We start from the raw sequence: 25,682 nt of genomic DNA on the forward strand, positions 1-25,682 counted from the left end.
ACCTATTCCTTTGTTTGCCAATGCGCTCAGTCATCGAGCGTGGACAGCAGATCCTTGAACTGACTGGCCGGGTTTTCTTCTTCATCGCGTTCGCGTTCAATCTCCTGGTCGAGGGCGAGCGCGATCTTGCGGACCGTCGCGAGCCGGAACAGTTGCGCCACGTCGACCGGACGGCCGAACGACGCCGCCATCGCGCTAGCCAGCCGGACCGCCAGCAGCGAATGACCGCCGAGTTCGAAGAAATCGTCGTCGATGCCGACCTCGGCCACGTTGAGCGCATGCGCCCACAAGACGCACAGCGTCGTTTCCGTTGCGGTGGCCGGTGGCGTGCGCGACGCCGAAGCGCCGTGCCCGCCCACCGCGTTCGCCATCGCGTGCAAGGCCTTGCGATCGAGCTTGCCGTTCGCCGTCGGCGGCATGGCGTCGATCCGCTCGATCGCGGACGGCGTCATATGCGCGGGCAACACCTGCGCGAGTTCCTGACGCAGCCGCGCCGCATCGAACCCGGCATCGTGCCCGGGATGAGCGACGACGAACGCGACCAGACGGCGCGCTTCACCCTCGCCCGCGAGCGCGACCGCCGCGTGCCGAACACCGGTGCCGCGCGCGAGTTGCGTCTCGATCTCTTCGATCTCGAGACGGTAGCCGCGGAACTTGATTTGCTGATCGAGCCGGCCGAGATAGTCGATGCCGCCGTCGAGCCGGGCGCGCGCGAAATCGCCGGTGCGATACAGACGCGCGCCCGGTTCGCCGAGCGCATCGGGCACGAACCGCTCGGCGCTCAAACCGCCTTGCCCCACGTAGCCGCGCGCCAGATTGGCCCCGCCGATGCACAACTCGCCGACGCCGCCGAGCGGCACGTCACGACCGGCCCGGTCGAGCACGCGTAGCACCGTATGGCCGACCGCTTCGCCGAGCGTGATCGGCGCGTCGGCGGAAGCGATGTGCGCGACGCTCGACCAGATCGTCGTCTCGGTCGGGCCGTACAGGTTCCAGAGCGCGACGCCGCGCGCGAGTAACTGCGCGGCGAGGTCCGGCGCGAGCGCTTCGCCGCCGCACAGCGCGACAAATCGCCGGCCTTGCGGCGCCCCCTGCCAGCCGCCTTCGAGCAGCACCCGCCAGCCCATCGGCGTGGCCTGCATCAGGGTCGCGTGGCTGTCGTCGAGCAGCGCGGCAAGACGGCGGCCGTCGGTCACCACGGCGCGCGGCGCGATCACCACGGTCGCGCCGGCGATCAGCGGCGCGTACAGTTCGAGCGCGAAAATGTCGAACGAAACGGTCGTCACGCTCACCAGCGTGTCGTCCGCGCGCACGCCCGGGCGCTCGCCGATCGACGCCAGCAAGCGAGCGAGGCCGCCGTGCGTGACCGCGACGCCCTTTGGACGTCCCGTCGAGCCCGACGTGTGGATCACGTAGGCGAGACGGTTTTCATCGAACGTCGCAGTGTCGGGCAGCGCGGCGTTCTGTTCGTCGTCGCGCTCGTCGGGTTGCTTGCCAAGTTCCTTGTCGAGTTGCGTATCGGGTTGCTCGTCGAGCGGGTCGTCGAGCTGGTCGATCCGCACCAGCTTGCGGCCGGCGAACAACGCCTCGTGCAGTTGCGCACAGGCTTCGTCGGCGAGCACGACGCCGACCTGTGCGTCGTCGAGCATCGCGCCGAGTCGCGCGGCGGGATACGACGCGTCGAGCGGCACGTAAGCCGCTCCGCTCTTCAGCGTGCCAAGCAACGCGGCCGCCAGTCCGACCGAACGGTCGACGCAAACCGCCACACAGGTATCGTCTTTCACACCGAGCCGCCGCAAGCGTTGCGCGATCCGGTTCGACCACGCCTCCAGTTGCGCGAAGCTCAACGTGGCGTCGCCGCTGACCACCGCCGTGCGGGCCGCCGTCGCGCCGCTCGCGTGCCGCGCGATAAGCTGGTGGACCGGCGTGAACGGTGTGCCGTTGGGTGTGCCGTCCAGCGTCGACGTAGCCGGCGCGGAGCTCGACCCGAGCGCGATCGAGGCGAGCAGCGGATCGTGTGCCTGCGTGAACCCCTCCAGCAAGTCGACGAAATGAGCGGCGATCGCCGCGATATGCGCCGGTGCGAAACGCGCCGCACGCCATGCCCAATGCAGCGTGATCGCGCCGCGCGGCACGATGGTCAGCGTCAACGGATAGTGAGTGCGTTCGATCGAATCGAGCGCGCCGACGTCGAACAGATCGTCGCTCGACGCGAGCGCGGCGTCGGCCGGATAGTTTTCGAACACCAGCAGGCTGTCGAACAGTGCATCGCCCGAACGGGCCGACCAGCGCTGGATCTGTGCGAGCGGCGTCTGTTCGTGCTCGCGCATCGCGCTGTTGATCTGCTGCAGGGCGGCGAGCCACGCGGACAAATGCTGTCCATCGGCGACGTTGGTCCACACCGGCAGCGTGTTGATGAACAGACCAAGCATGTCGTGCGCGCCGGCGAGATCGCCGGGACGTCCGGCCACCGTCACGCCGAACGCCACCTGTTCGCGATTGCCGTAACGCGACAGCAGAATCGCCCACGCGCCCTGCATCAACGTATTCAACGTCACGCGATGCCGCTGCGCCACGTTGCGCAGCCGCTCGCTGAGGCCGGCGTCGAGCGCCACTTCACGCGTACCGATAAGCTCCGGCGCCGGTTGTTCCTCGGGGCCGAACTCCGGCGTGCCGAGGCTGCCGGTCAGCAAGGCCGGTTCGTCCAGCAACGCGATCCGCTCCTGCCACCAGGCTTGCGAGGCGCTGTCGCGGTCTTCCGCCGCGAGCCATTCGAGGTAGTCGCGATAGCGCGCCGATTCGCGCCGCGCCGACGCAACACCGTGCCGTTGTGCGCGATATTCGTCGACGATCTCGCCGAGCAGCCGCGCGCCGCTCCAGCCGTCGACGAGCGCGTGATGATGCGTGCGGATCAGATCGTGCGCGCCGTCCGGACGACGGATCAGCGCAAGACGCATCAGCGGCGGCTCCTTCATGTCGAAGCCGCGCGCCACGTCCGCCTCGCGCCACGCGAGCAGTTTGGCGTCGTACATGACAGGATCGAGAGACGACCAGTCGTAGTCGGCGAACGGCACGTCGACTTCGCGATGCACGACCTGCAGCATGTCCACTTCCGGCGAGACCACGAAGGCCGTGCGCAGAATGTCGTGGCGCGCGGCGGCGATCTGCCAGGCGGCACGTAAGGCGGCCACGTCGATCGGACCGCGTAGCGTCAGGCGCAACTGGTTCACGTAGATGCCGGAATTGGCGCCGAGCTGCGTGTGCAGGAGCAGACCTTGCTGCGCCTGCGTCGCCGGATAGATATCGACGATGGACGCAGGATCGAGATCCAGCGCGTCGAGCGCGGCTTGCGACATGCGTGCGAGCGGAAAGTCCGAGGCATAGAGACGCGTGGCAGGACGTTGCGAGCTCCCGATCATCGCGAGCAGGTTGTGCCGGAAGCCTGCCGCGCATGCTTCGATTTCCGGTTGCGTGAGATGCGCAGTGCGATAGCGCCAGTTGATCTGGAGTTCGCCACCGGACACCAGCGCATCGAGTTGCAGCACCTTGACCTGCGCGTCCTGCAGATTCGCCTGCACCGATTCGCCACCCGCTTCGTCGGCGAACGCAAAGCGCGATGAATCCGGCAGGCTCGCGTCGAACTGCCCGAGGTAGTTGAAGCCGACCCGCGCTCGCGGCAGGCCCGCGAGGGCTTCACGCACGGCCGGGTCGATCGCCCCGCGGGCTTCCAGCAGGCCCCAGTGCAGCCCGCGTTGCGGCACCGCGGCGAGCGACGCGCGCACCGTGTGCAGTGTTTGCGTCGTGTCGTCTGCCGTGGCTTCGAAGACCACCGGATAGCGCGTCGTGAACCAGCCGACCGTGCGTGTCAGGTCGATGTCGTCGAGCACGTCTTCCCGGCCGTGGCCTTCCAGTTCGATCAGCACGCGCGATTGCCCGCTGCGTTGCGACAGGGTTTGCGTGAGGGCCGCCAGCAGCAGCACTTCCGGCGTCAGGCCCGTGTTGCGGCTGCTGTCGTAGAGCAGGGCCGACGTGGTCGGTGCGTCCAGACGCAGCGTGTGGGTTTGCGTGGTGTGCGTTTGCGTGGCGCCAATTTGCACCGCTTCGCCCACCACCGTTTGCTCCGTTTGCTCCGTCTGCTCCGTCTGCTCCGTCTGCTCCGTCTGCTCCGTCTGCTCCGTCCGCAGCGCCGGCCACGGCGTCACCCCCGTCAGCCGCTGCTGCCACCAGCCCAGTTCCGCCAGCCGCTCGGCACGCATGCCGTACTCCTGCTGACGCACGCTCCACACGCTGAACGGTGTGCTGCGGGCGCCGATCCCGATCGCCTCGCCGCGCTCCGCCTGCTCATACGCCTGCTGCAACTGGTCGAGCAGGATCCGCCACGACACGCCGTCGACCGCCAGATGGTGGATCGCCAGCAGCACTCGCTGGCCGTGACGGCCTACGTCCAGAGACGCCGCCTTCAGTAGCGGACCGTTCTCCAGGTCCAGTTGCTGTTGCACCTGCGTGCAGGCGTCGTACAGCGCCCGCTCCCAGCCGTCGGCGTCGCCTACGCTGAGCCGTTCGACCAGACGCGTCGTTGCCACGCCAGCCATGACCTCCGCGGCGCCCGATGCCGGCACCGTCACCGGCACCACCGGCACCACACGCTGCGTCCAGCCACCCGTCCCAGCTTCGCGCGCAAACCGCAACCGCAGTGCATCGTGCCGCGCCACCAGCGCCTGCAACGCACGCTCCAGCACCGCCTCATCCAGACCACCCCGCACGCGGAGCAGCACCGCCTGATTCCAGTGCGACGGCGCCTGCGCAAACCGTTCGAAGAACCACTGCTGGATCGGCGTCAGCGGCACCGCGTCGTGCAACTCATCCTGCCCTGCCCCATCGCCCTCGCCCTCGCCCGACTCCGACAGCGCCACCGCCACGCGCGCCTGCGCCTCGATCGTCGGATGATCGAACACCTGCTTCGGCGTCAGCCTCAGTCCCACCTGCCGCGCCTTCGCGATCAGTTGCAGGCTCACGATCGAATCGCCCCCCGCCTCGAAGAAGTTCTGCGTCACGCCAGGCGGCTGCGCCTCACGGCCCAGCACCGCCGCCCAGATGTCGCGCAACTGCGCTTCGCGCTCACTGCGCGGGGCCACGCTCTGCACTTCCTGATCCTCGCGCGGCGCCGGCAACGCGGCCCGGTCCAGTTTGCCGTTGGCCATCACCGGCAGATGCGCGAGCTTCATCCACCCGCCCGGCACCATGTACCCCGGCAGACGCGCCTGCAACGCCGCCTGCAGCTCCCCCGCCTGCGCCTCGCCCACCCAGTACGCCACCAGCCGACGACGCTCACCTTCCCCACGTAGCGCCACCACCGCCTGCTCCACTCCGGCACAGCCGCGCAACTGCACTTCGATCTCGCCCAGTTCGATCCGGTAACCGCGCAGCTTCACCTGCTGGTCCAGCCGCCCCAGATACTCGATGCAGCCATCCGCGCGCAGACGGCACAGGTCGCCGCTGCGATACAGCCGCTCGCCGTGACCGTACGGCGACGGCACGAAGCGCTCCGCGCTCAGTCCCGCGCGACCCAGATAGCCACGCGCGAGCGAATCGCCCCCGATGCACAACTCACCGAGCCCGCCCACCGGCACTTCATTACCGTACGCGTCCAGCACGCAGACACTGCGCCCCGGATACGCCACACCGATCGGCGCGCTCACATGGTGGATATCTTCGGGCTGCGTGCGTCGATACAGCGCCGCCACGCTCGTCTCGGTCGGGCCGTACAGATTGTCCAGCCGCACCGACGCCAGGCCGCCCCGGAACCAGCGCGCCAGCGCATCGCCCGGCAGCCCTTCGCCGCCCACCGTGATCTGCCGCAGCGCGGGCAGCGATTCACGCGAAGGCGCATCGCCCAGCCACTGCTGCCACAGCGCGGTCGGAATCCGCGAGAACGTCACCTGATGGGCCGCGAGGGCGCCGCTGAGCGCCTGCAGGTCCCACGCCGACGCGCCGCGCATGCACACGCGTCCGCCCATCAGCAGGGCGGGGAGCAGTTCGTGCAGCGCCACGTCGAAGTTGATCGTCGACGACTGCAGCAGCGTGTCCTGCGCCGAAATCCCGTAGGTCCCGATGAAGTCGTCCAGATGCAGCGACAGCGAACGCTGGCTGACCGCCACGCCCTTGGGCCGCCCGGTCGAGCCCGACGTGTAGATCACGTACGCCAGCTGGTCCGGATGGATCGACGCGCTACGCTCGCGCAACGCGCTCACGGCACGCTCATCGGGCGCAGCGCCTTCGTCCACGATCCGCACCTGCGCGCATCCTTCGAGCACCGACGCCAGCCGCTGCGCACTCGCCGCATCGACGATCACGCAGCGCACGCCCGCGTCCTCGATCATCTCGCGCAGACGGCCCTCCGGATAGGCCGGATCCAGCGGCACCTGGGCAGCACCCGCCTTCCAGATACCCAGCAGCGCCGCGGCGAGCCCCGCCGAGCGCTCCAGACACACGCCCACACGATCCTCGTGCGCAATCCCCGCCTGCATCAGCGAGACCCCGAGCCGGTCCGCCCAGGCATCGAGTTGCGCGTAGCTCACGCGCTCATCCTCGCAGATCAGCGCAAGCTGCCCGCCACAGGACTGCGCCCGCGTCCCGAACCGCGACACCGTCGACGCATACGGATACGCGACCCGCTGCGCCACGCTCGACCTCCCCGCGCCTTCGTTCATCGACAGCTCGCACAGCCGCCGCTCGCCCGCCTCACAGATCTGCCCCAGCAACCCCACGTAGTGACCGCTCAACCGCTCGATCGTCGAGGCTTCGAACAAAGCCGCATTCCACGACCACTCTATCTCGACACCCTCACGCGGCAGAATCGACAACGTCAGCGGGTAATGCGTCGGGTCCACCGATTCGTTGGCGACAATCTCCAACGCGCCGCGTTGATCGCGCGCGCCTTCGTCGATCGGATAGTTTTCGAACACCAGCAGCGAGTCGAACAGCGACTCGCCGCCCTGACCCGCCCATTGCTGAATCTGCGCGAGCGGCGTGTGTTCGTGCTGACGCAGCGCGACGTTCTGCTCCTGAATGCCGCGCAGCCAGCCGGCCACGCGCGCATCCGGCTGCGCGTCGATATACAGCGGCAAACTGTGAATGAACAGCCCAAGCATCTGCTGCGAACCGCGCAGCGTGGCCGGGCGGCCCGACACCGTCACGCCGAAGGCGGCCTGCTGCCGGTTGCCGTAACGCGTCAACAACAACGCCCACGCGCCTTGCACGATCGTGTTCAAGGTCACGCCGAGCGTACGGCCGGCCTGCGAGAGCCGGGTGCAAAGCGCTTCGTCGAGCACGACGCGCCGCTGCGCGATGCCCGTCCCGGGCACGGCCGGTCGTCCCACGCCGGCCTGCAACTGCGCGGGTTCGTCGCGGCGCGCGAGTTGTTCGCGCCACCAGCCTTCGCCGTCCGGCTGCGCCTGCAACCAGCGGATGTATTCGTGAAAGCGCGGCGCGGGCGCCGTCGCCTTATCGGCCTCGCCGGCGGTCAGCGCGCGGTAGCTCTGCGCCACTTCCGAGAGCAACTGCGCGCTGCTCCACCCGTCCATCAACAGATGATGGTGGGTCCAGACGAGATCGTGCGCGCCGTCCGGACGTTCGAACAAGGCCACCCGCATCAGCGGCGCGGCGTCGAAACTGAAGCCCTTGCGCAGATCCGCGTCACGCCACTGCGCGAGCCGCAGCGCGTAGGTGTCGCTATCCGGCGCGTTCAGGGACACACGCTCGAACGGCAGGCTCACATCCCGCTTCACCACTTGCAGCGGCGCGCCGTCGTACTGCCAGAAAAACTGCGTGCGCAGAATGTCGTGCCGCGCGACCGCCCGTTGCCACGCGCCGTCGAGCGCGGCGACGTCGAGCTCACCGTTCAGCGTCAGATGCAACTGATTCGTGTAGCTCTGTTGCGATTCGTCGATCAGGCTGTGGTACAGAATGCCCTGTTGCAACGGCGTGGCCGGATACAGATCCGCGACGTCGCCCGGCAGATGCGCGGCGACTTCATCGAACTGCGCGCGCGTGAGGCGTGCCAGTTCGAAATCCTGACGCGTCGAGACGGCCTGCGCCGCTTCGCAATGGTCGACAAGGCGTTGCACGCGCGTTTCGAAATCGTCGACGAGACGCGCGATGGTCGCGTCGTCGATCGTCGCGGGACTGTAGCGCCACGTCAGCGACAAACCTTCGTTCGCGATCAGGCCGTTGACGTCGATCGCATACGGCAGCGGCGAACCGGCCGCGAGCGGCGTGCCGCCGGCTTCCTCGGCAAAGCGGAACTGGCCGTTCTGTTCGAGCGAGGTGTCGAAGCGCCCCAGGTAGTTGAAACTCACCTGAGCGCGCGGCAGATCGGCGAGCGGACGGGCGGCATCGGTCTGCGTGAGCCACATCCAGTGAATGCCGTCGAAACGCACGTCGCGCACCTGATCCTTGACGCGCAGCAGCGCCTCGGCGGCGTCGTCCGGCGTGTCGATCCACAACGGATAGCGCGTCGTGAACCAGCCCATCGTGCCGCTCAGGTCGAGCTCGCCGACCGGATGCGTGCGACCATGACTTTCAACGTCGATCAACGCGCCCGGCCGCTCGCGCCAGCCGCTCAAAGTCTGCGCGAAGGCAGCCAGCAGCAGTTCGTCGACTCGCAGCCGATAGGCGCGGGCCGCGTGGCTCGACAACCTGCGTGTCAGATCCGCGTCGAAGCGCACTTCGCGCGTGCGGCTCGCGCCGAACGTCGCGGCGGAGCCGGCCTCCCCGGCGAACGGCAACCACGCGTCGGCATGGGCGAGCGCGGCACGCCAGGTGGACACGTCCGCCACGACTTCAGTCGAGGCGGCATGCGCGCGTTGCGCGGCGACCCATGCGCTCCACGGCGTCGGCGCGAAGGCCTCGTTTTTCGTGTCGTGCGGGTAAGCGATAGCCGCGCTGTAGTCGCGCTCCAACTCGCGCAGCAGAATCCGCCACGACACGCCGTCGACAGCAAGGTGATGCACGACGATCAGGACACGCTCGCCGTCGTCCATAGCGATATGCAGCAGACGGCACACCGGACCACGTTCAATGTCGAGGCTGCGTTGTGCCTCCTCGCAGAGATTTTCAAGTCGCGCGGCGGCGTCCGGCAGCGTGCGCAGATCGACGCTGTCGATCTGCGCACCGCCGTCGAACGGCAGCACGCGTTGTTGCCAGCCGCCGTGTCCGTCGCCCGGGCTATTCGGGGTAGTCGTGTTAGCCGATGAATTCGCCGCCTCGACATCAGCGGCTTCCGCGCGCACGAAACGCAGACGCAACGCGTCGTGACGCTTCTGCAAACGCTGCCATGCGCTTTGCAGCGCTCGTGTGTCGAGCGCTGCGTCCGAGCGCAGCAGCACCGATTGATTCCAGTGCGATTCGCCGCGCGGATGCAGCTCGAAGAACCACGACTGGATCGGCGTCAACGGCATCGTGTCGTGACGTTCGACGCTGGCCCGCGCGCGCGGCCGATCGCGCTGCGTGTCGGCAACGGCCGCCAGCGCCGCAATGTTCGGATGCTCGAACAACTGACGCGGCGTGATGTCCAGCCCCACTTCCTGGGCGCGCGCGACGACTTGCAAACTGAGGATCGAATCGCCGCCGAGACGGAAGAAGTCATCATGGGCGCCAACGCGTTCGAGGCCCAGTACGTCGCGCCAGATCTGCGCGAGCGTGAGTTCGGAAGGCGTCGCGGGTTCGACGTGTTCGCCGGCATCCGGCGCTTGCGGCGCGGGCAATGCCGCGCGGTCCAGCTTGCCGTTATGCGTCAGCGGCAATGCGTCGAGCAGAACATACGCGCCCGGCACCATGTGGGCCGGCAGCACACGCGCCAGCGACGCTTCGAGTTGCGCGACGTCGCAGGCTGCATGCGCGCGCGGCACCACATAGGCCACCAGCGTGCGTCCCTCGTGCGCCAGCACGCGCGCTTCCCGCACGGACGGCAACGCGGCGAGCGCCGCATCGATCTCGCCCAGTTCGATACGGAAACCGCGAATCTTCACCTGCGCGTCGTTACGGCCGATATAAACGATCTCGCCATCGGCTTCACGCCGCGCCAGGTCGCCCGAACGGTACAGCCGCGCACCGTTCGACGACCACGGGTCCGGCACGAAACGCTCCGCGCTCAACCCGGCCCGGCCCAGATAGCCGCGCGCGAGTCCCGCGCCACCCACATACAGCTCGCCGGTCGCGCCACGCGGCACCGGATTCATGCCCTCGTCCAGCACGTGCAGCGTCAGGTCCGCGAGCGCCGCGCCGATCACGCTGCGCGCACCCGCTCCCATTTCGTCTCGCGCGAGGCGGCGATACGTCACGTGGACCGTCGTCTCGGTGATGCCGTACATGTTCACCATCGTCGGCGCCTGTGTGCCGCCCGCCTCGATCCATTCGCCGAGCAGCGACGGCTCCAGCTTCTCGCCGCCGAACACGACGACACGCAGACTGTCGAGCGACGCAGCGCCCGCACGGCGGCATTCCAGATCGTGCTGCATCAGCGGCACGAAGGCCGAAGGCGTCTGGTTCAGCACCGTCACCTGTTGTTCACGCAGCAGCGCGTGAAACGCACGCGTGTCGCGCGCGCTCCAGTACGGCACGACCACCAGGCGCGCGCCATGCACCAGCGCGCCGAAGATTTCCCACACCGAGAAGTCGAACGCGTAGGAATGAAACAGCGTCCACACGTCGCGCTCGTCGAACGCGAATTGCGCCCGGGTCGCCGACAGCAGACGCGAGACGTTCGCCTGCGTGATGCCCACGCCCTTCGGACGGCCCGTCGAACCCGAGGTAAAAATCACATAGGCCAGCTGTTCCGGATCGATGGCAACACCGCACGCTTCGCTGGACTCGTTGCCGACATCGTCGACCTGAACGAGTTCGCAGCCTTCGAAGGCCGGATTGGCATTGTCCAGCACCACCCGCGTCACATTCGCATCGGCGATCATCGCTGTCAGGCGCGCGGCCGGATATGAAGGATCGAGCGGCACATAGGCGCCGCCCGCCTTCAGCACACCCAGCAGCGAAGCGACCAGCGCGCACGAACGCTCGAGGCTCACGCCCACACGCTCATCGCGCTTCACGCCCAGCGAAACCAGACGATGCGCGATGCGGTTCGACCACGCATCGAGTTGCGCATACGTGAGCGTTTCGCCATCGCAGCTCACCGCGAGCGCATTGGGACGCAGGCGCGCCTGCGTTTCGATCGACACGCTCACCGGCTCGAACGCGAACTCCGGATGCGCTTCGGCGCCCGCACCAGACACAGCGCTATCGGCCAGTACAAATGCACCGATCCGCGTCGCCGGCGCACGCGCCGCTTCCTCGACGATCGAGACGTAATGCGTCAGCAAGCGCTCGACCGTCGCTGCGTCGAACACGTCGCTCGCGAAACTGAACGACAACTCGAGTGCACCGTCGCGCTCATCGGCATGCAGCATCAGATCGAATTGCGTGCTGTCCGAACCCATGTCGCGACGCTGTGCCGTCAACCCCGGCAGGTGCAACGCCTGAATGCCGTCGTCGACACGCAGGTCGAACATCACCTGGAACAACGGCGTTTGCAGCAGATTGCGCTCCGGCTGCAACGCGTCGACGATCCGGCCGAACGGCACGTCCTGATGCGCGTGGGCGGCCAGCACGCGATCGCGCACTTGCGCGGCGAGTTGCGCGAAACTCTGCCGCGCGCGCAAGTCGCTGCGGATCACCAGGGTATTGACGAAGCAACCGACCACGCCTTCCGTCTCGATCCGCTCGCGCCCCGCAGCCGGAATGCCGACGCGGATATCAGCCGCGCCGGTGTAGCGGTGCAGCAAGACGTCGAACGCCGCGAGCAGGCTCATGAACAGCGTCACGCCCTTGCCGGCCTGACTCGCGCGCAACCGCTCGCCGAGTTCGCGCGGCACCGTGCGCGACACCCGGCCGCCTGCGCCCGAACGTGCCTCGCGCCGCTCGCGGTCCACCGGCAAGTCCAGTGCCGGCTGCGACGCGCCGAGTGTCGCGCGCCAGAAATCGAGTTGCGTATCGAGCACGGCTTCGTCGATCCGACGACGCTGCCACAGCGCAAAATCCGCATAGCGGATCGGCAACTCGCGCAACGCCACCGCTTGTGGCGCGTCCAGCGCCGCCGTATAGAGCGCGCTGAAGTCGTCGATCAACACCTTGATCGACCAGCCGTCGGCGACGATGTGATGCATCGACAACGCCAGCACGTGAGTCGTCGCGTCCAGCGTGAACAAACCGGCGCGCAGCGCCGGGCCGCCCAGCAGATCGAACGGCTGCTGGGCGAAGCCGCGAAGCTGGCCGTCAAGTCCGGCGGCACGGCCCTGCAAATCGTATTCGCGCCAATCGAGCGCATGGCCGTCGTCCGCGTCGACAATCTGCTGACGCGCGACGCCGCCGGTCTCCGTGAAACGCAGACGCAAGGTGTCGTGCCGTCGAACCAGCGCGTGCATCGCGCTGCGCAAGGCCGGCAGCGACAATTCGCCGTTCAGTTGCAGCGCACCGGCAATGTTGTACGCCGCGCTATCGGGTTCGAGACGCCAGAGCATCCACATACGCTCCTGCGCATGCGAAAGCGCCACCGCTTCGCCGGTTCGCGCGAGGCGCGGAATGGCAGCGTCATGTGCCGACGCGGGCGCGGCTTGCACCAGCTCGTCGAGGTAACGCGCGAAGCGTTGCAGTTCGGGATGATCGAAGATCGCCTGCAACGGCACGTCGTGACCGACCGCACGGCGCACGCGCGCGAGAACGCGCACGGCCAGCAGCGAATCGCCGCCGAGACGGAAGAAGTCATCGTGAGCGCCGACGCGTTCGAGGCCCAGTACATCGCGCCAGATCTGCGCGAGCGTGAGCTCGGAAGGCGTCGCGGGTTCGACGGGTTCGCCGGCATCCGGCGCTTGCGGCGCGGGCAATGCCGCGCGGTCCAGCTTGCCGTTATGCGTCAGCGGCAATGCGTCGAGCAGAACATACACGCCCGGCACCATGTGGGCCGGCAGCACACGTGCCAGCGACGCTTCGAGTTGCGCGACGTCGCAGGCTGCATTCGCGCGCGGCACCACATAGGCCACCAGCGTGCGTCCCTCGTGCGCCAGCACGCGCGCTTCCCGCACGGACGGCAAGGCGGCGAGCGCCGCATCGATCTCGCCCAGTTCGATACGGAAACCGCGAATCTTCACCTGCGCGTCGTTACGGCCGATATAAACGATCTCGCCATCCGCCTCACGCCGTGCCAGGTCGCCCGAACGGTACAGCCGCGCACCGTTCGACGACCACGGGTCCGGCACGAAACGCTCCGCGCTCAACCCCGCCCGGCCCAGATAGCCGCGCGCGAGTCCCGCGCCACCCACATACAGCTCACCGGTCGCGCCGCGCGGCACCGGATTCATGCCCTCGTCCAGCACGTGCAGCGTCAGGTCCGCGAGCGCCTCACCGATCACGCTGCGCGCACCCGCTCCCATTTCGTCTCGCGCGAGGCGGCGATATGTCACGTGGACCGTCGTCTCGGTGATGCCGTACATGTTCACCATCGTCGGCGCCTGTGTGCCGCCCGCCTCGATCCATTCGCCGAGCAGCGACGGCTCCAGCTTCTCGCCGCCGAACACGACGACACGCAGACTGTCGAGCGACGCAGCGCCCGCACGACGGCATTCCAGATCGTGCTGCATCAGCGGCACGAAGGCCGAAGGCGTCTGGTTCAGCACCGTCACCTGTTGTTCACGCAGCAGCGCGTGGAACGCACGCGTGTCGCGCGCGCTCCAGTACGGCACGACCACCAGGCGCGCGCCATGCACCAGCGCGCCGAAGATTTCCCACACCGAAAAGTCGAACGCGTAGGAATGAAACAGCGTCCACACGTCGCGCTCGTCGAACGCGAACTGCGCGCGGGTCGCCGACAGCAGACGCGAGACGTTCGCCTGCGTGATGCCCACGCCCTTCGGACGGCCCGTCGAACCCGAGGTAAAAATCACATAGGCCAGCTGTTCCGGATCGATGGCAACACCGCACGCTTCGCTGGACTCGTTGCCGACATCGTCGACCTGAACGAGTTCGCAGCCTTCGAAGGCCGGATTGGCCTCGTCCAGCACCACCCGCGTCACATTCGCATCGGCCATCATCGCTGTCAGTCGCGCGGCCGGATACGAAGGATCGAGCGGCACATAGGCGCCGCCCGCCTTCAGCACACCCAGCAGCGAAGCGACCAGCGCGCACGAACGCTCGAGGCTCACGCCCACACGCTCATCGCGCTTCACGCCCAGCGAAACCAGACGATGCGCGATGCGGTTCGACCACGCATCGAGTTGCCCATACGTGAGCGTTTCGCCATCGCAGCTCACCGCGAGCGCATCGGGACGCAGGCGCGCCTGCGTTTCGATCGACACGCTCACCGGCTCGAACGCGAACTCCGGACGCGCTTCGGCGCCCGCACCAGACACAGCGCTGTCGGCCAGTACAAATGCACCGATCCGCGTCGCCGGCGCACGCACCGCTTCCTCGACGATCGAGACGTAATGCGTCAGCAACCGCTCGACCGTCGCTGCGTCGAACACGTCGCTCGCGAAATCGAACGACAGCTCGATCCCTTGCGGCGTCTCCGCCGCGTTCAGGCTCAGATCGAACTGCGCGGCATCGAGGTTCAGCGCCGCGCTTTCCACTTCCAACCCCGGCAACGACGCGCGATGCGACGGATGCTGGCGCAGATTGAACACCACGTCGAACAGCGGCGTACGGCCGGTTTCGCGCGCGGGCTGCAAGGCCTCGACCAGCCGTGCGAACGGCAGGTCCTGATTGGCTTGCCCTTCGGCGAGACGCGCCGACACCTGGTCGAGCAACGAGGCGTAGTCGTCGCCCGCGCGTACAGCCGCGCGCATCACGATCATATTGACGAAGAAGCCGATCAGCCCGGCCGTGTCCGCGCCGTGCCGGCCGGCCACGGGCACGCCCACGCGCACATCGTGCGCGCCGGTATAGCGATGCAGCAGCACGTCGAACGCGGCCAGCAAGGCCGCGAACAGTGTCGTGCCGCGCGCTTGCGCAACCTGTTTGAGCGCCTGCGCCGTCGCCGCCGGCACGCGGGCCGACACGGTGCCGGCGGCGCCGTCGCGGGCGCCTTTGCGGCGGCGGTCGAACGGCAACGCCAGCGGATCGATATCGGCCGGCGCGAGCTGTGCGCGCCAATAGTCGAGTTGCGGCGCGAGCGCGTCGGCGTCGAACCATTCGCGCTGCCAGCGCGCGTAGTCCGCGTATTGAATGCGCAGCGGCTCCAGCCCGGCGCGTGCTTCGAGTGCGAGCGGCTCGCGCTCGGTGGAGGTCGTCGCCGCTTCGTAAAGCGCCAGGAATTCGGCGAACAACACGCCGATCGACCAGCCGTCGGACACGACGTGATGCATCGACACGAGCAGGCGCAAATCGTCGGCCGCGGGTCGAACCAGATCGACCCTCAGCAGCGGCCCCTGTTCGAGATCGAACGGCTGCCACGCGAGCCGGTCCAGCGTGGCCTGCACTTGCGCTTCGCTGGGGGCGGCGAGCACGTGCGCCGCCCAGCCGAACGCCGGTTCGTCGTCCACCCGTTGACGCGGCTCGCCATCCTGCTCCACGAAACGCGTGCGCAGCGACGCGTGACGCGTCACCAGCGCAGTGAAAGTGGCGCGCAACGCCGCTTCGTCGACCGCCCCGCGCAACCGCAAAAGGCCGGACATGTTGTATGCAACGCTGGCCGGATTCAGACGCCACAGAAACCACAGGCGTTCCTGCGCGGGCGAGAGTGGCGCCAGCGCGGCTGCGGCGGGGTCGGCGTCAGCGTCGTCCGCGGGCAGCGCCACCACCGGCAACTGGCCAACGTCGAACCCATGCGAGCGCAGCTTTTCGCGGAACGCGCGGCGGCGCTCGCGCGGCAAACTCGCATAGCGGCGCGAGATCTCGACAAGCTCGTCGGCATCGTGCGCGGGGACCGGCGCCGCCGGGGAAGCCGCGCCCGGCGACACGGTTTCATCTACTGCCAAAGATGGGTTCAACGCATTCATTCGAGTTCTTCCAGCCACGACTTCAAAGTTTGATTGCCGACTGCGGCGGCGCCCGGCGACGCGGTTCCGGCCGCCGCTCGTGGGTTCGGTTGTCCATCCGCCTGCGCCGCGATTTGCGCCGCCAGCGCGCGCACGGTCGGGCGGCCCAGCACGAGTTTCGGCGACAACGACAGCCCCGCGCGGCGCGCTTTCGCGATCAGCTTCAGGCTCAGGATCGAATCGCCACCCGCCTCGAAGAAATTGTCGAGCACGCCGATGTCGTCGCGGCCCAGCACGTCGCACCAGATCGCCAGCAACTGGCTTTCGACCGGATTGGCCGGCGGCTCGACGCTGCGCCGCGCCTGCGATGGCTCGGCCAGCGCGTCGAGCGCGGCGCGGTCCAGCTTGCCGTTCTTCGTCAGCGGCAACTGCGCAAGCACGACAATGTGCGCGGGCACCAGCGCATCGGGCAGCAACGCGGCGAGGGTTTGCCGCAACGCCGCGCCGTCGAGCGATTCGCCGCAGACGTAAGCGGTCAGACGGCTTCGGGCGTCGTCACCGTCACCGTCGACACGACGCGCCAGCACCGCGGCATCGCGTACGCCGGCCAGGCCGCGCAGCACCGCCGCGATCTCACCCGGTTCGATGCGGAAGCCGCGAATCTTCACCTGTTCGTCGATGCGGCCCAGCCATTCGATACGTCCCGACGCGAGACGGCGCGCCCGGTCGCCGGTCCGGTACAGGCGCTCGCCCGTCGGCCCGTGCGGGTCCGGCACGAAGCGCTCGGCGCTCCGGCCCGGCTGACGCAGATAGCCGCGCGCCAGCCCCGCTCCGCCGATGCACAACTCGCCCGCCACGCCACGCGGCACCGCATGCCCGTTCTGATCGACGATCGCGACGCGCGTCGCGTCGATCGGTTCGTCGAGCGTGAGCGAGGCCGCTTGCGCGAGATCGTCCGGCGCGACGCCGGTCAGCGCGCCGACCGTCGTCTCGGTCGGCCCGTAGTGGTTCAACAGCAGACAGCGCGGCGCGAGCGTCCTGATGCGGGCCGCCAGCGCGGCCGGCGTCGCTTCGCCGCCCACGATCAGACATTGGCGCGGCAGCACACGCGCAGCCTGCTGCGCCTGCAGCAGCGACGCGAGATGACTCGGCACGATCTTCAGCAGATCGATTTCGTACTGGCCGATATAAGCGGCGAACCGGTCCGGATCGAACGCACAGTCTTCGTCGAGCGGATGCAGCGTCCAGCCCGCGTACAGCGCGCCGAACAGCACCGTGTGGCCGAGATCGGCGGCCGGTGTCGACACGTAGGCCGCGCTTCTGACCTCGGCCGGCACGCGTGCGACCAGCGAGCGCGTGTAATTGCGCAACGCGCCGTGGCTGACCACCACGCCCTTCGGTTGCCCGGTCGAACCCGACGTATAGATCACGTACGCGGTTTGCGCGGGATGCACCGCATGCGCGGCGTCGGCACGATCGACGAAGCCCGCGCCGTCGGCGAAATAACGGGCCGGCGGCACCGCAGCGATCGCCTCGGGCAGCCACGACGGACGCGCTTCGCAGAGACACAGCGTGGCGCCGCAATCCTCGATCTGCCACGCGAGCCGCTGCGCCGGATGACCCGGGTCCAGCGGCACGTAGGCCGCACCGACGCGCCAGGCGGCGAGAATGCCGGCGACCAGCGCGGGACCGCGCGGCAACAGCAGCGCAATATGCGGTTCCGGCCGCGGCCGGCCGGCTGACGCATCTTGCGCATCTTGCGCGGCGGCGAGCCGTCGCGCGATCTGCCCCGACCACGCCCACAACGCCGACCAGCTTATGCGTTCGCCGTTGAACACCAGCGCGTCGGCGGCGCCCGTGCGTTCGTGCGCGGCGCGCGCGGCAACGATCTGCAACAGGCTCGCCGGGTCGGCGGATGTCGTGGCGGCACGCGGCGTCGGCAGGAGCGGCGAGTCGGGCGCCTGCTGCTGCCAGCCGAGCGCGCCGAGCGGCGCCTCGGCCGAACTCGTCAACTGCGCGAGCGCCGCCAGCAATTGCTGCTGCAACGCGGTCACCTCGGCGTCGCCGATCGCCAGACGGTCGTAGGCGAGCACCACGCGCGGCTGCGGCGCGGGCGACACCACCAGACTCAACGCGAAGTGATTACGGCCGAACGTATCGGCGCCCTGCACGTCGTCCGTGAGCGGCAACTCGGCGTGCGACGCCGTGTGAATGCCGTGCGGGTGCTGCGTCATGTGCGGATCGATCGGAAAGTTGTCGAACACCACGATCGTGTCGAACAACGCCTGATCGGCGCCCAGTTCGCTACCGGCCTGAATCGCGTCGAGCGGCATCAGTTCGTGCTCGCGCACGCTGCCGCCATGACGCTGCAGTTCACGCAGCCACGCGGCGACGCCCTGCTCCGCCCGCACCGCCACCCGCAGCGGCACCGTGTTGATGAACAGCCCGACCGAACGCTCGATGCCTTCCAGCGGCGCGCTGCGGCCGGCGGTCGTCATGCCGAACACGACATCGCGCTTGCCGCTGTGACGCGCCAGCAACCAGGCCCACGCGCCCTGCATCAGCGTATTGAGCGTGATGCCGTGCGTGCGCGTGAAGTTGCGCAGCGCCTCGCTCAAGCCGACGTCGAGGTCGACATGCTGTTCGGCGTAGCGGCTCGCTTCGGCGCTCGCGCCGTTCGGCGCCTCGATACGCGAACGCGCGCCGCTCGCGAACGGCACGGGCGTACGCTCGTCGAAACCGGCCAGCGCGTCGCGCCACCATTGCGCCGACACCTCGAACGACTGCGCCGCGAGCCAGTCCGCGTAATGACCGAAGCCTGGCGCTGCGGCGGCTTGCGCCTCAGGCGCCGGCGTCGCGTCGGCAATGGCGCCACCTGAAGAGGCGGCCGGTGCAACGAGCTGCGAATAGGTCAACGCCACTTCGTTGAACAGCGCCGCGAGACTCCAGCCGTCCAGTTGAATGTGATGGAAACACCAGGCCAGCACATAGCGCTCGGCGTCCACGCGGATCATCGCGAGCTTCAACGCCGCTGCGTTGGCAAAGTCGAAACCTTGCGCATGCGCGGCGCGCCACTCGGCAATCAGCCGCTCGCGCAGCGCTTGCGCGTCCAAGCCGCGCCAGTCGCGCTGATCGAGCGCGAGCGCGCCCTGTTTGCGGACGGCCTGGACCGGCGCCGGCAAACCGTCCCAGTGGAAGTCGGTGCGCAGAATCGGATGCCGCGCCACCACCGCTTGCCACGCCTGCTCGAAGCGTTGCGGATCGCGGATGCCGTCGAGCGTGAAAGTGTGCTGCACGTAGTACGGATCGGCCTGCGCATGCAGGGCGTGCGAGAGCATGCCGCGCTGCATCGGCGAGAGCGGATGCAGGCTTTCGATTGCATCGGGATGCGCGAAGTGTTCCGCGATCTGCGCTTCGCTCAGGGCCGCCGATGGGCTGCGTTGCGCCAGACCGGCGGCACCGGTCGGCGCCGCTTCGACATCGTGACGCGGCAGCGGATTCGCCGCCAGGCGCGCGATTGGCGTGAGCGCGGCATTCGCGTCGACGGGTTCGCACGCCAGCAATTGCGCGAGGCCTCGCACGTGCGGCGCCGCGAAAATCTGCCGCGACGCCAGCGTGAGGCCGGCCTGTTTGGCACTCGCCACAAGTCGCAGCGACAGGATCGAGTCGCCGCCGAGCGCGAAGAAATCGTCGTCGGCCGAGCACGATGGCTGTTGCAGAACCTCGCGATAAAGCGCGAGCAATTGCGTTTCGAGCGGGCTCAGATCGACGTTGGCCGACGTGTCGCCGGACGTGCCTCGCGGCGGAGCCGGCAGCGCCCGGCGATCCAGCTTGCCGTTCGCCGTCAGCGGGAACGCGTCGAGCGCGACGAAGGCGGTCGGAATCATCACGGGCGGCAGCACCTCCGCCAGCGTGCGGCGCAGGCTGGCGGCGTCGACCGGTTGCGCGCCGCTGGCGACCACGTAGGCCACCAGTTGCGGCTCGGCTTGCGCCGCGCCGCTATGCGCGATCACCAGCGCGTCGCCGATGCCCGCAACCTGACGCAGCGCGGCCTCCACTTCACCCGGTTCGACGCGCACACCGCGAATCTTCAATTGCTGATCGAGTCGACCGAGATAGTCGAAGGTCCCGTCGGCACGCTGCCGGCACAGATCGCCGGTTCGATACAGGCGCGCGCCCGGTTCGCCCGAACTATCCGGCACGAACACGGCCGCGCTGAGGCCAGGCTGGCCGACATAGCCGCGCGCCAGCGTCGGCCCGCCGATGCACAGTTCGCCGACGCCGCCCACCGGTACCGCGTCGCCGTAACGGTCCAGCAGCACGACCCGGCGCTGCGCGAGCGCATGGCCGATCGGCACCACGCCGGCTGCCGCGTCCTCAACCCGCGTGCGATGCGCGAGCGCCACCACGGTGGTTTCGGTCGGCCCATACGTATTGACGAAACGCACATGACCGAACGGCCCGTTCTGCCAGCGGCCGAGCAGATCCGCCGACACCGCTTCGCCGCCGATCGTGATCGTGCGCAGCGCGGGCAGTTCGCCGGTGCGGTCCCGGCCGGCGAGGACGCCGACCCATTCGCGCCAGTAAGAGGTGGGCAGATCCGCCAGCGTGACGCGCTCGGCGCGCAGATGCGCTTCAAGCCTGTCCGGGTCCCACGAGGTGTCGCCGCGCATCGTCACCGCCGCGCCGACGGCGAGCGCCGGCCACAGTTGTTCGATCGACGCGTCGAAGCTCAGAGTCGAGAATTGCAGCAGCACGTCGTCGCGACCAGGTTCGTGCATCGCGATGAAATCGTCGATGTGCGTGGCCAGGGCGCGCTGCGAGATCGCGACGCCTTTCGGCCGTCCGGTCGATCCGGAGGTGAAGACGACGTAGGCAAGCTGATCGGGATGCACGCGGGCCGGCGCTGCAGCGTGCGCGAGCGGCGCCGTGACGGCGGCGTGGTCGGTCAGGATCAGGCGGCGGCCGGCCAGCGCGGCGGCGTGTTCGCGGGCATGCGCTGCGTCGGTGATGACGACGCAGGCGCGCGCGTCTTCGAGCATGTGCGCGATCCGTTCGTCGGGATAGGCGGCGTCGAGCGGCACATAGCAGGCACCGCTGCGCAGGGTGCCGAGCATGGCCGCGACCAGCGTCGGCGTGCGGCCGAGCAGGATCGCCACCGACTCATCGGCTTGCACGCCGGCGGCATGCAACGCGTTCGCGAGATGCGCGGCGCGCGTCGACAGCTCGGCATAGCTGAGCGATTCGCCATCGCAGCGCAGCGCGATCGCGTGCGGCGTTTCCCGGACGTGACGGTCGACCCGCGCGGCCAGCGCCACGAAGTTCGCGCCTTCATTCGCGCCTTCGTTCGCGTGGGCCGGCGCGGCCAGGGCCGCCAGGTCATCCACCTGCCACTGGCCGATCTTCATCGACGGATTCGCGGCAATCTGTTCGAGCAGGCCCACGTAACGGCGCGCGAACGCGTCGATCGTGGCCGCGTCGAAACGGCTCGAGAGATAGCTGAACGACAGCGACACGCCGTCGCGGCGCGCGGTGACGTCGAGCGACAGTTCGAACGGCACGTCGCGCGGACGCACGCCAAGGTCGCTCAGACTCAGGCCGGCGGGTGCGTCGGTAGCGCGCAGCACGGCTTCTTCGAGGTTGAACATGACCTCGAACAACGGACCGCGGCGGCGCAACGCGTCGCTCACGCGAGAGAACGGCACGTCCGCATGACGGCGTGCGGCGAGCAGGCGCTGATGCACCGTATCGACCAGCGCGCCGAAAGTGTGCCGACGCTCGACTTGCGCGCACACCACCGTCGTGTTGACGAAGTAGCCAACCACGTTCTCCAACGCAAGTTCACGGCGGTTCGAGACCGGCACGCCGATCTTGATGCCGGACTGGTTCGCGTGGCGTTCGAGGGCGACCGCGAACGCGCTGAGCAGGACAGTGAAGAGCGTCGTGCTCTCGTCGTTCGCGACGTGGCGCAGCGCGTCGCCCAGTGGCGCGGGCAACTCGATGCGCAAACGGCCACCCTGCTCGTGGCCGCGCTGCGACTGGGCGCGCTGCGGCCGGTCGGCCGGCAGGCGCGCGGCGGGATTCGCGTCGCCGAGCGTGGCCCGCCAGAAGTCGAGTTGCGCGTGTTCCGCGTCCGAGCCGGTGAAGGCGTTCTGCGCGACGCTGTAGTTCGCGTAGGTGGCCGGCAGTGCGGCCAGCGAATCGGCCGACGCGTACAGGCTCATCAGATCGCGCAGCAACACCGCGCACGACTGCGCGTCCGCGATGATGTGATGAAGCGACAGCACCAGCATCGGCGAGCCCTCATCGCCATGCACGAGATGCGCGCGGAACAGCGGACCGCGTTCGAGATCGAACGGCGCGTCGACCAGCGCCGCGACCAGCTCGGCGGCGTCCTGATTGCAGGTGCGCGCATCGATCACGTCGAGTTGCGCCGCGTCCGCGTCGAAAGCGGCTTGCAGGTTCACGCCGTCGTGGCGCACGCGCAGGTTCAGTTGCGCGTGACGTCGCGCGAGCGCACGCACCGCGTCACCCAGTTTCGCGACGTCGAGCGTGCCGTCCAGACGAAACGCGCCCGACACGTTGTAGGCCGAACTCTCCGGCGCCTCGCGCCACAGGTACCACAGCGCGCGCTGACCGGGCGAGAGGGTCGTGGCATCGGCTTGCAGGTTCGCGCCGTTGAACGGCACAGTGCGTTCTTCATGGCCCGCATCCGGCTGCCCGGCATCGAGCCACGCCGCTTGCGCCGCGATCGAGCGATGGCCGAACACAAAGTCGAGCGGCACGTCGCGGCCGAACGCGGCGCGAATGCGTGCGACCAGCGCGGTCGCGGTGATCGACTGGCCGCCGAGCGCAAAAAAGTCGGCGTCGCAGGACAGGCCGGCGGCGTCGAATACCGTTTGCCAGATCGCCAGCAGCGCGGCTTCAGTCGGCGTGGCGGCTTCGCGGCGTGTGCCGTTGCGCGCCGGCGCGCCGGTTTCGTCGCGTGAATAACGGGTGAAAGTGTCCAGCGTTTGTTCGCGCCAGCCGCGTGCGCAGTCGGCACGGCGCAGCTTGCCGCTCGACGTGCGCGGCAGCGTGCCCGGCTTCAGGATCGCAATCGCGGCGACCGGCTCGCGGTGCGCGTCGAGAATCGCGGCTTCGATCTGCGCAAACAGCGCGGCTTCGTCGAGATTGCGTGCGGTGGCCCGCGAGATTTCCGCGGCGATGCCGATGCCCTCGCCGGCTTCGCCGTCGCGGCCTTGCGTCACCGCGAAAGCCGCCACGCGCCCGGGCCGCAAAGCGTCGACGCGTGCGTTCAGCGTCGCTTCGATATCTTGCGGATAGAAATTCTGGCCGCGCACGATAATCAGGTCCTTGACGCGCCCGTTCACGTACAGACGTCCGTCCGCCTTGAAGCCGAGGTCGCCGGTACGCAGCCAGCGACCGGCGGCGTCGCTCACGAAAGTCTCGGCGCTCGCCTGCGGATTGTTCCAGTAGCCGTGCGCGATGCTCGGCCCGCTGAACCAGATTTCGCCGATCGCGCCGAGCGCGACGTCGGCGCCGCTGTGCGGATCGACGATCCGTACCGTGTGATGCGCCTGCACGCGTCCGCCTTCGACGAGGCGCGTGGCCTGCGCCTTGGCCGCCGTATCGGCGGCATCGACGCGCTGCGCGCGGCCGGCCGCGAGCGCATGGCGCTCGGCTTCGAACAGCGCGTAACCCTGGCCCGCGTCGACACCGCTCACCAGCAACGTCGCTTCCGCCAGGCCGTAGCACGGGTAAAGCGCGTGCTGCGAGAAGTTCGCCTCGGCGCACACGCGGGCGAAGCCTTCGAGCGCGGCGGCACGAATCGGCTCCGCCCCGCAGAACGCGACGCGCCACGTCGACAGGTCCACCTCGGTCAGTTGCTCGGCACGCACCCGCTCGGCACACAGTTGAAACGCGAAGTTCGGACCGCCGCTCACGGTCGCGCGATAGTTCGACATGGCCTGCAGCCAACGCGCCGGGCGTTCGAGAAAATGCGCGGGCGACATCAGCACCACCGGAAAGCCGACGAACAGCGGCGCCAGCAAGCCGCCGATCAGCCCCATGTCGTGATAGAGCGGCAACCAGCTCACCATCACGTCGTCCGCGCTGAACGCCATCGCGTCGCGAATCGCGATCTCGTTGGCGCGCACGTTGCCGTGGCTCACCATCACGCCCTTCGGCGCAGCCGTCGAACCCGAGGTGAACTGCAGGAACGCGATGTCGTCGGCAGCCGGACGTTGCAGCGCGAAAGCGCTCGCGGCGGCTTGCGGCAACGCGTCGAGCAGCAGGGTCGTGCGCGGCTTGCCGGGCGATTCCACTTCTGCGTCTGCGTCTGCGTTCGCGGTGAGATTCGCCAGCAGCGCTGCGTGCGCGCGATCGGTGAGAATCACGCGCGGCATGCAGTCGTCGAGCATCGCCTTGACCCGTTGCAGATGCTGCGGATTGGACGACTCCGGCGGATACGCCGGCACCGCGATCACGCCCGCGTACAGACAGCCGAGGAAGCCCGCCACATAGTCGAGCCCGCTCGGCAGCAGCAGAATCGCGCGTTCGCCGCGTTGCGCTTCGTGTGACAGACGCTCGGCGCACGCCAGCGCGCGGCGGTGCAACTGGTCGTAGGTGAGCACCTGTTCGTCGCGCTCGCCGTCGGCGAGAAAACGCACGGCGATGCGGTCCGGCTGCATCGCCACGTGCTGCAGCATCCGGCCGACGAGGTCCTGCGCGTCCGCGTCCGCTGCCACCTGCGTCGGCGCGGTGACCGGTGCCGCGTTCAGCGTCTGCAGGCCTGCGGCGATCTCGCGCTTGTTGCGCTTAAGGAACGGGCACTGGTCGCTGGCCGGAAGGTTTTCATCGGTGAGAAAGTACTGCTTCCATTCGAGATTGCCCGGATCGCCGTAAAAGCCCAGGTCCGGATGCGCGGTCACGTCGTCCCAGGTTTCGAGGCGCTTGCGCACCTGAATGCGCGCCTCGCGGCCGATCACCTTGTTGGTGATCGTATCGACGAACACGCTGCGCGGCTGGAACAGCAGCACCATGCCGGGGCCGAGATTGCGGCTGTGGCGCGTATTGAAGGACGGGCACGCGCAGACCACGAACATCTGCACGCCCGCGAACGAAAACTCCCAGTCTTCGTGCGACGGCGGCGGCTGGTTGTCGGCATCCGGATCCGGGTCGACGTTATGCAGCGTCTGCAGCGCGTTCCAGAACAGTTCGTGATAGGTGTCGTGCGAAAGCGGTTCGGCATCGGGTTCGAAAAACACCGCGATGTTGTTCTTGCGGTACTCGGGACGCGAAGCCAACTCGGCGAAGGTCTGCATGGTGGCCGGCAGATCGGCAATGTCTTTGCCGTTGACGAACGAATAGAACATCTCGCCGCGCCGTTCGGCGATCGTGCCGAAGAAGCACGGATAAGCCGGGTCCATCACGTGTGTGCGCAGCGTCTCGTATGAAGCATCGAGCCACGCCGGCAGCGTCACGCTCGCGCCGGTTTTTCTGCCTTCGATCACGCGGCTTTTCCAGTCGCCGGCGACGAAGTCCGTTTCGATGCCGTTGCCGGCCTGCTCACCTGCCACTGATTTATCTGCTTGCATTTCCTTCCTCGTGTTCCGATTGCGCCGACGCGCACTCGCCGCCGCGGAAGGACCGGGCAGGACA

The 25,682-nt window shown here is 68.4% G+C and carries 2 protein-coding genes; both read right to left on the reverse strand.

What is annotated here, in order from left to right; genetic code table 11:
- Positions 1-26: 26 nt before the first annotated feature.
- A complete protein-coding gene (locus tag GGD40_RS25760) occupies positions 27-16,040 on the reverse strand; it encodes a non-ribosomal peptide synthetase (RefSeq protein ID WP_179745545.1) in 16,014 nt (5,337 codons plus the stop codon).
- Complete coding sequence (locus GGD40_RS25765) at positions 16,037-25,618, reverse strand: non-ribosomal peptide synthetase (RefSeq protein WP_179745546.1); 9,582 nt, start codon at positions 25,616-25,618, stop codon at positions 16,037-16,039. The genes GGD40_RS25760 and GGD40_RS25765 overlap by 4 nt, the downstream gene beginning before the upstream one ends.
- Positions 25,619-25,682 lie beyond the last annotated feature (64 nt).

The organism is Paraburkholderia bryophila, from assembly GCF_013409255.1.
Taxonomy (GTDB): domain Bacteria; phylum Pseudomonadota; class Gammaproteobacteria; order Burkholderiales; family Burkholderiaceae; genus Paraburkholderia.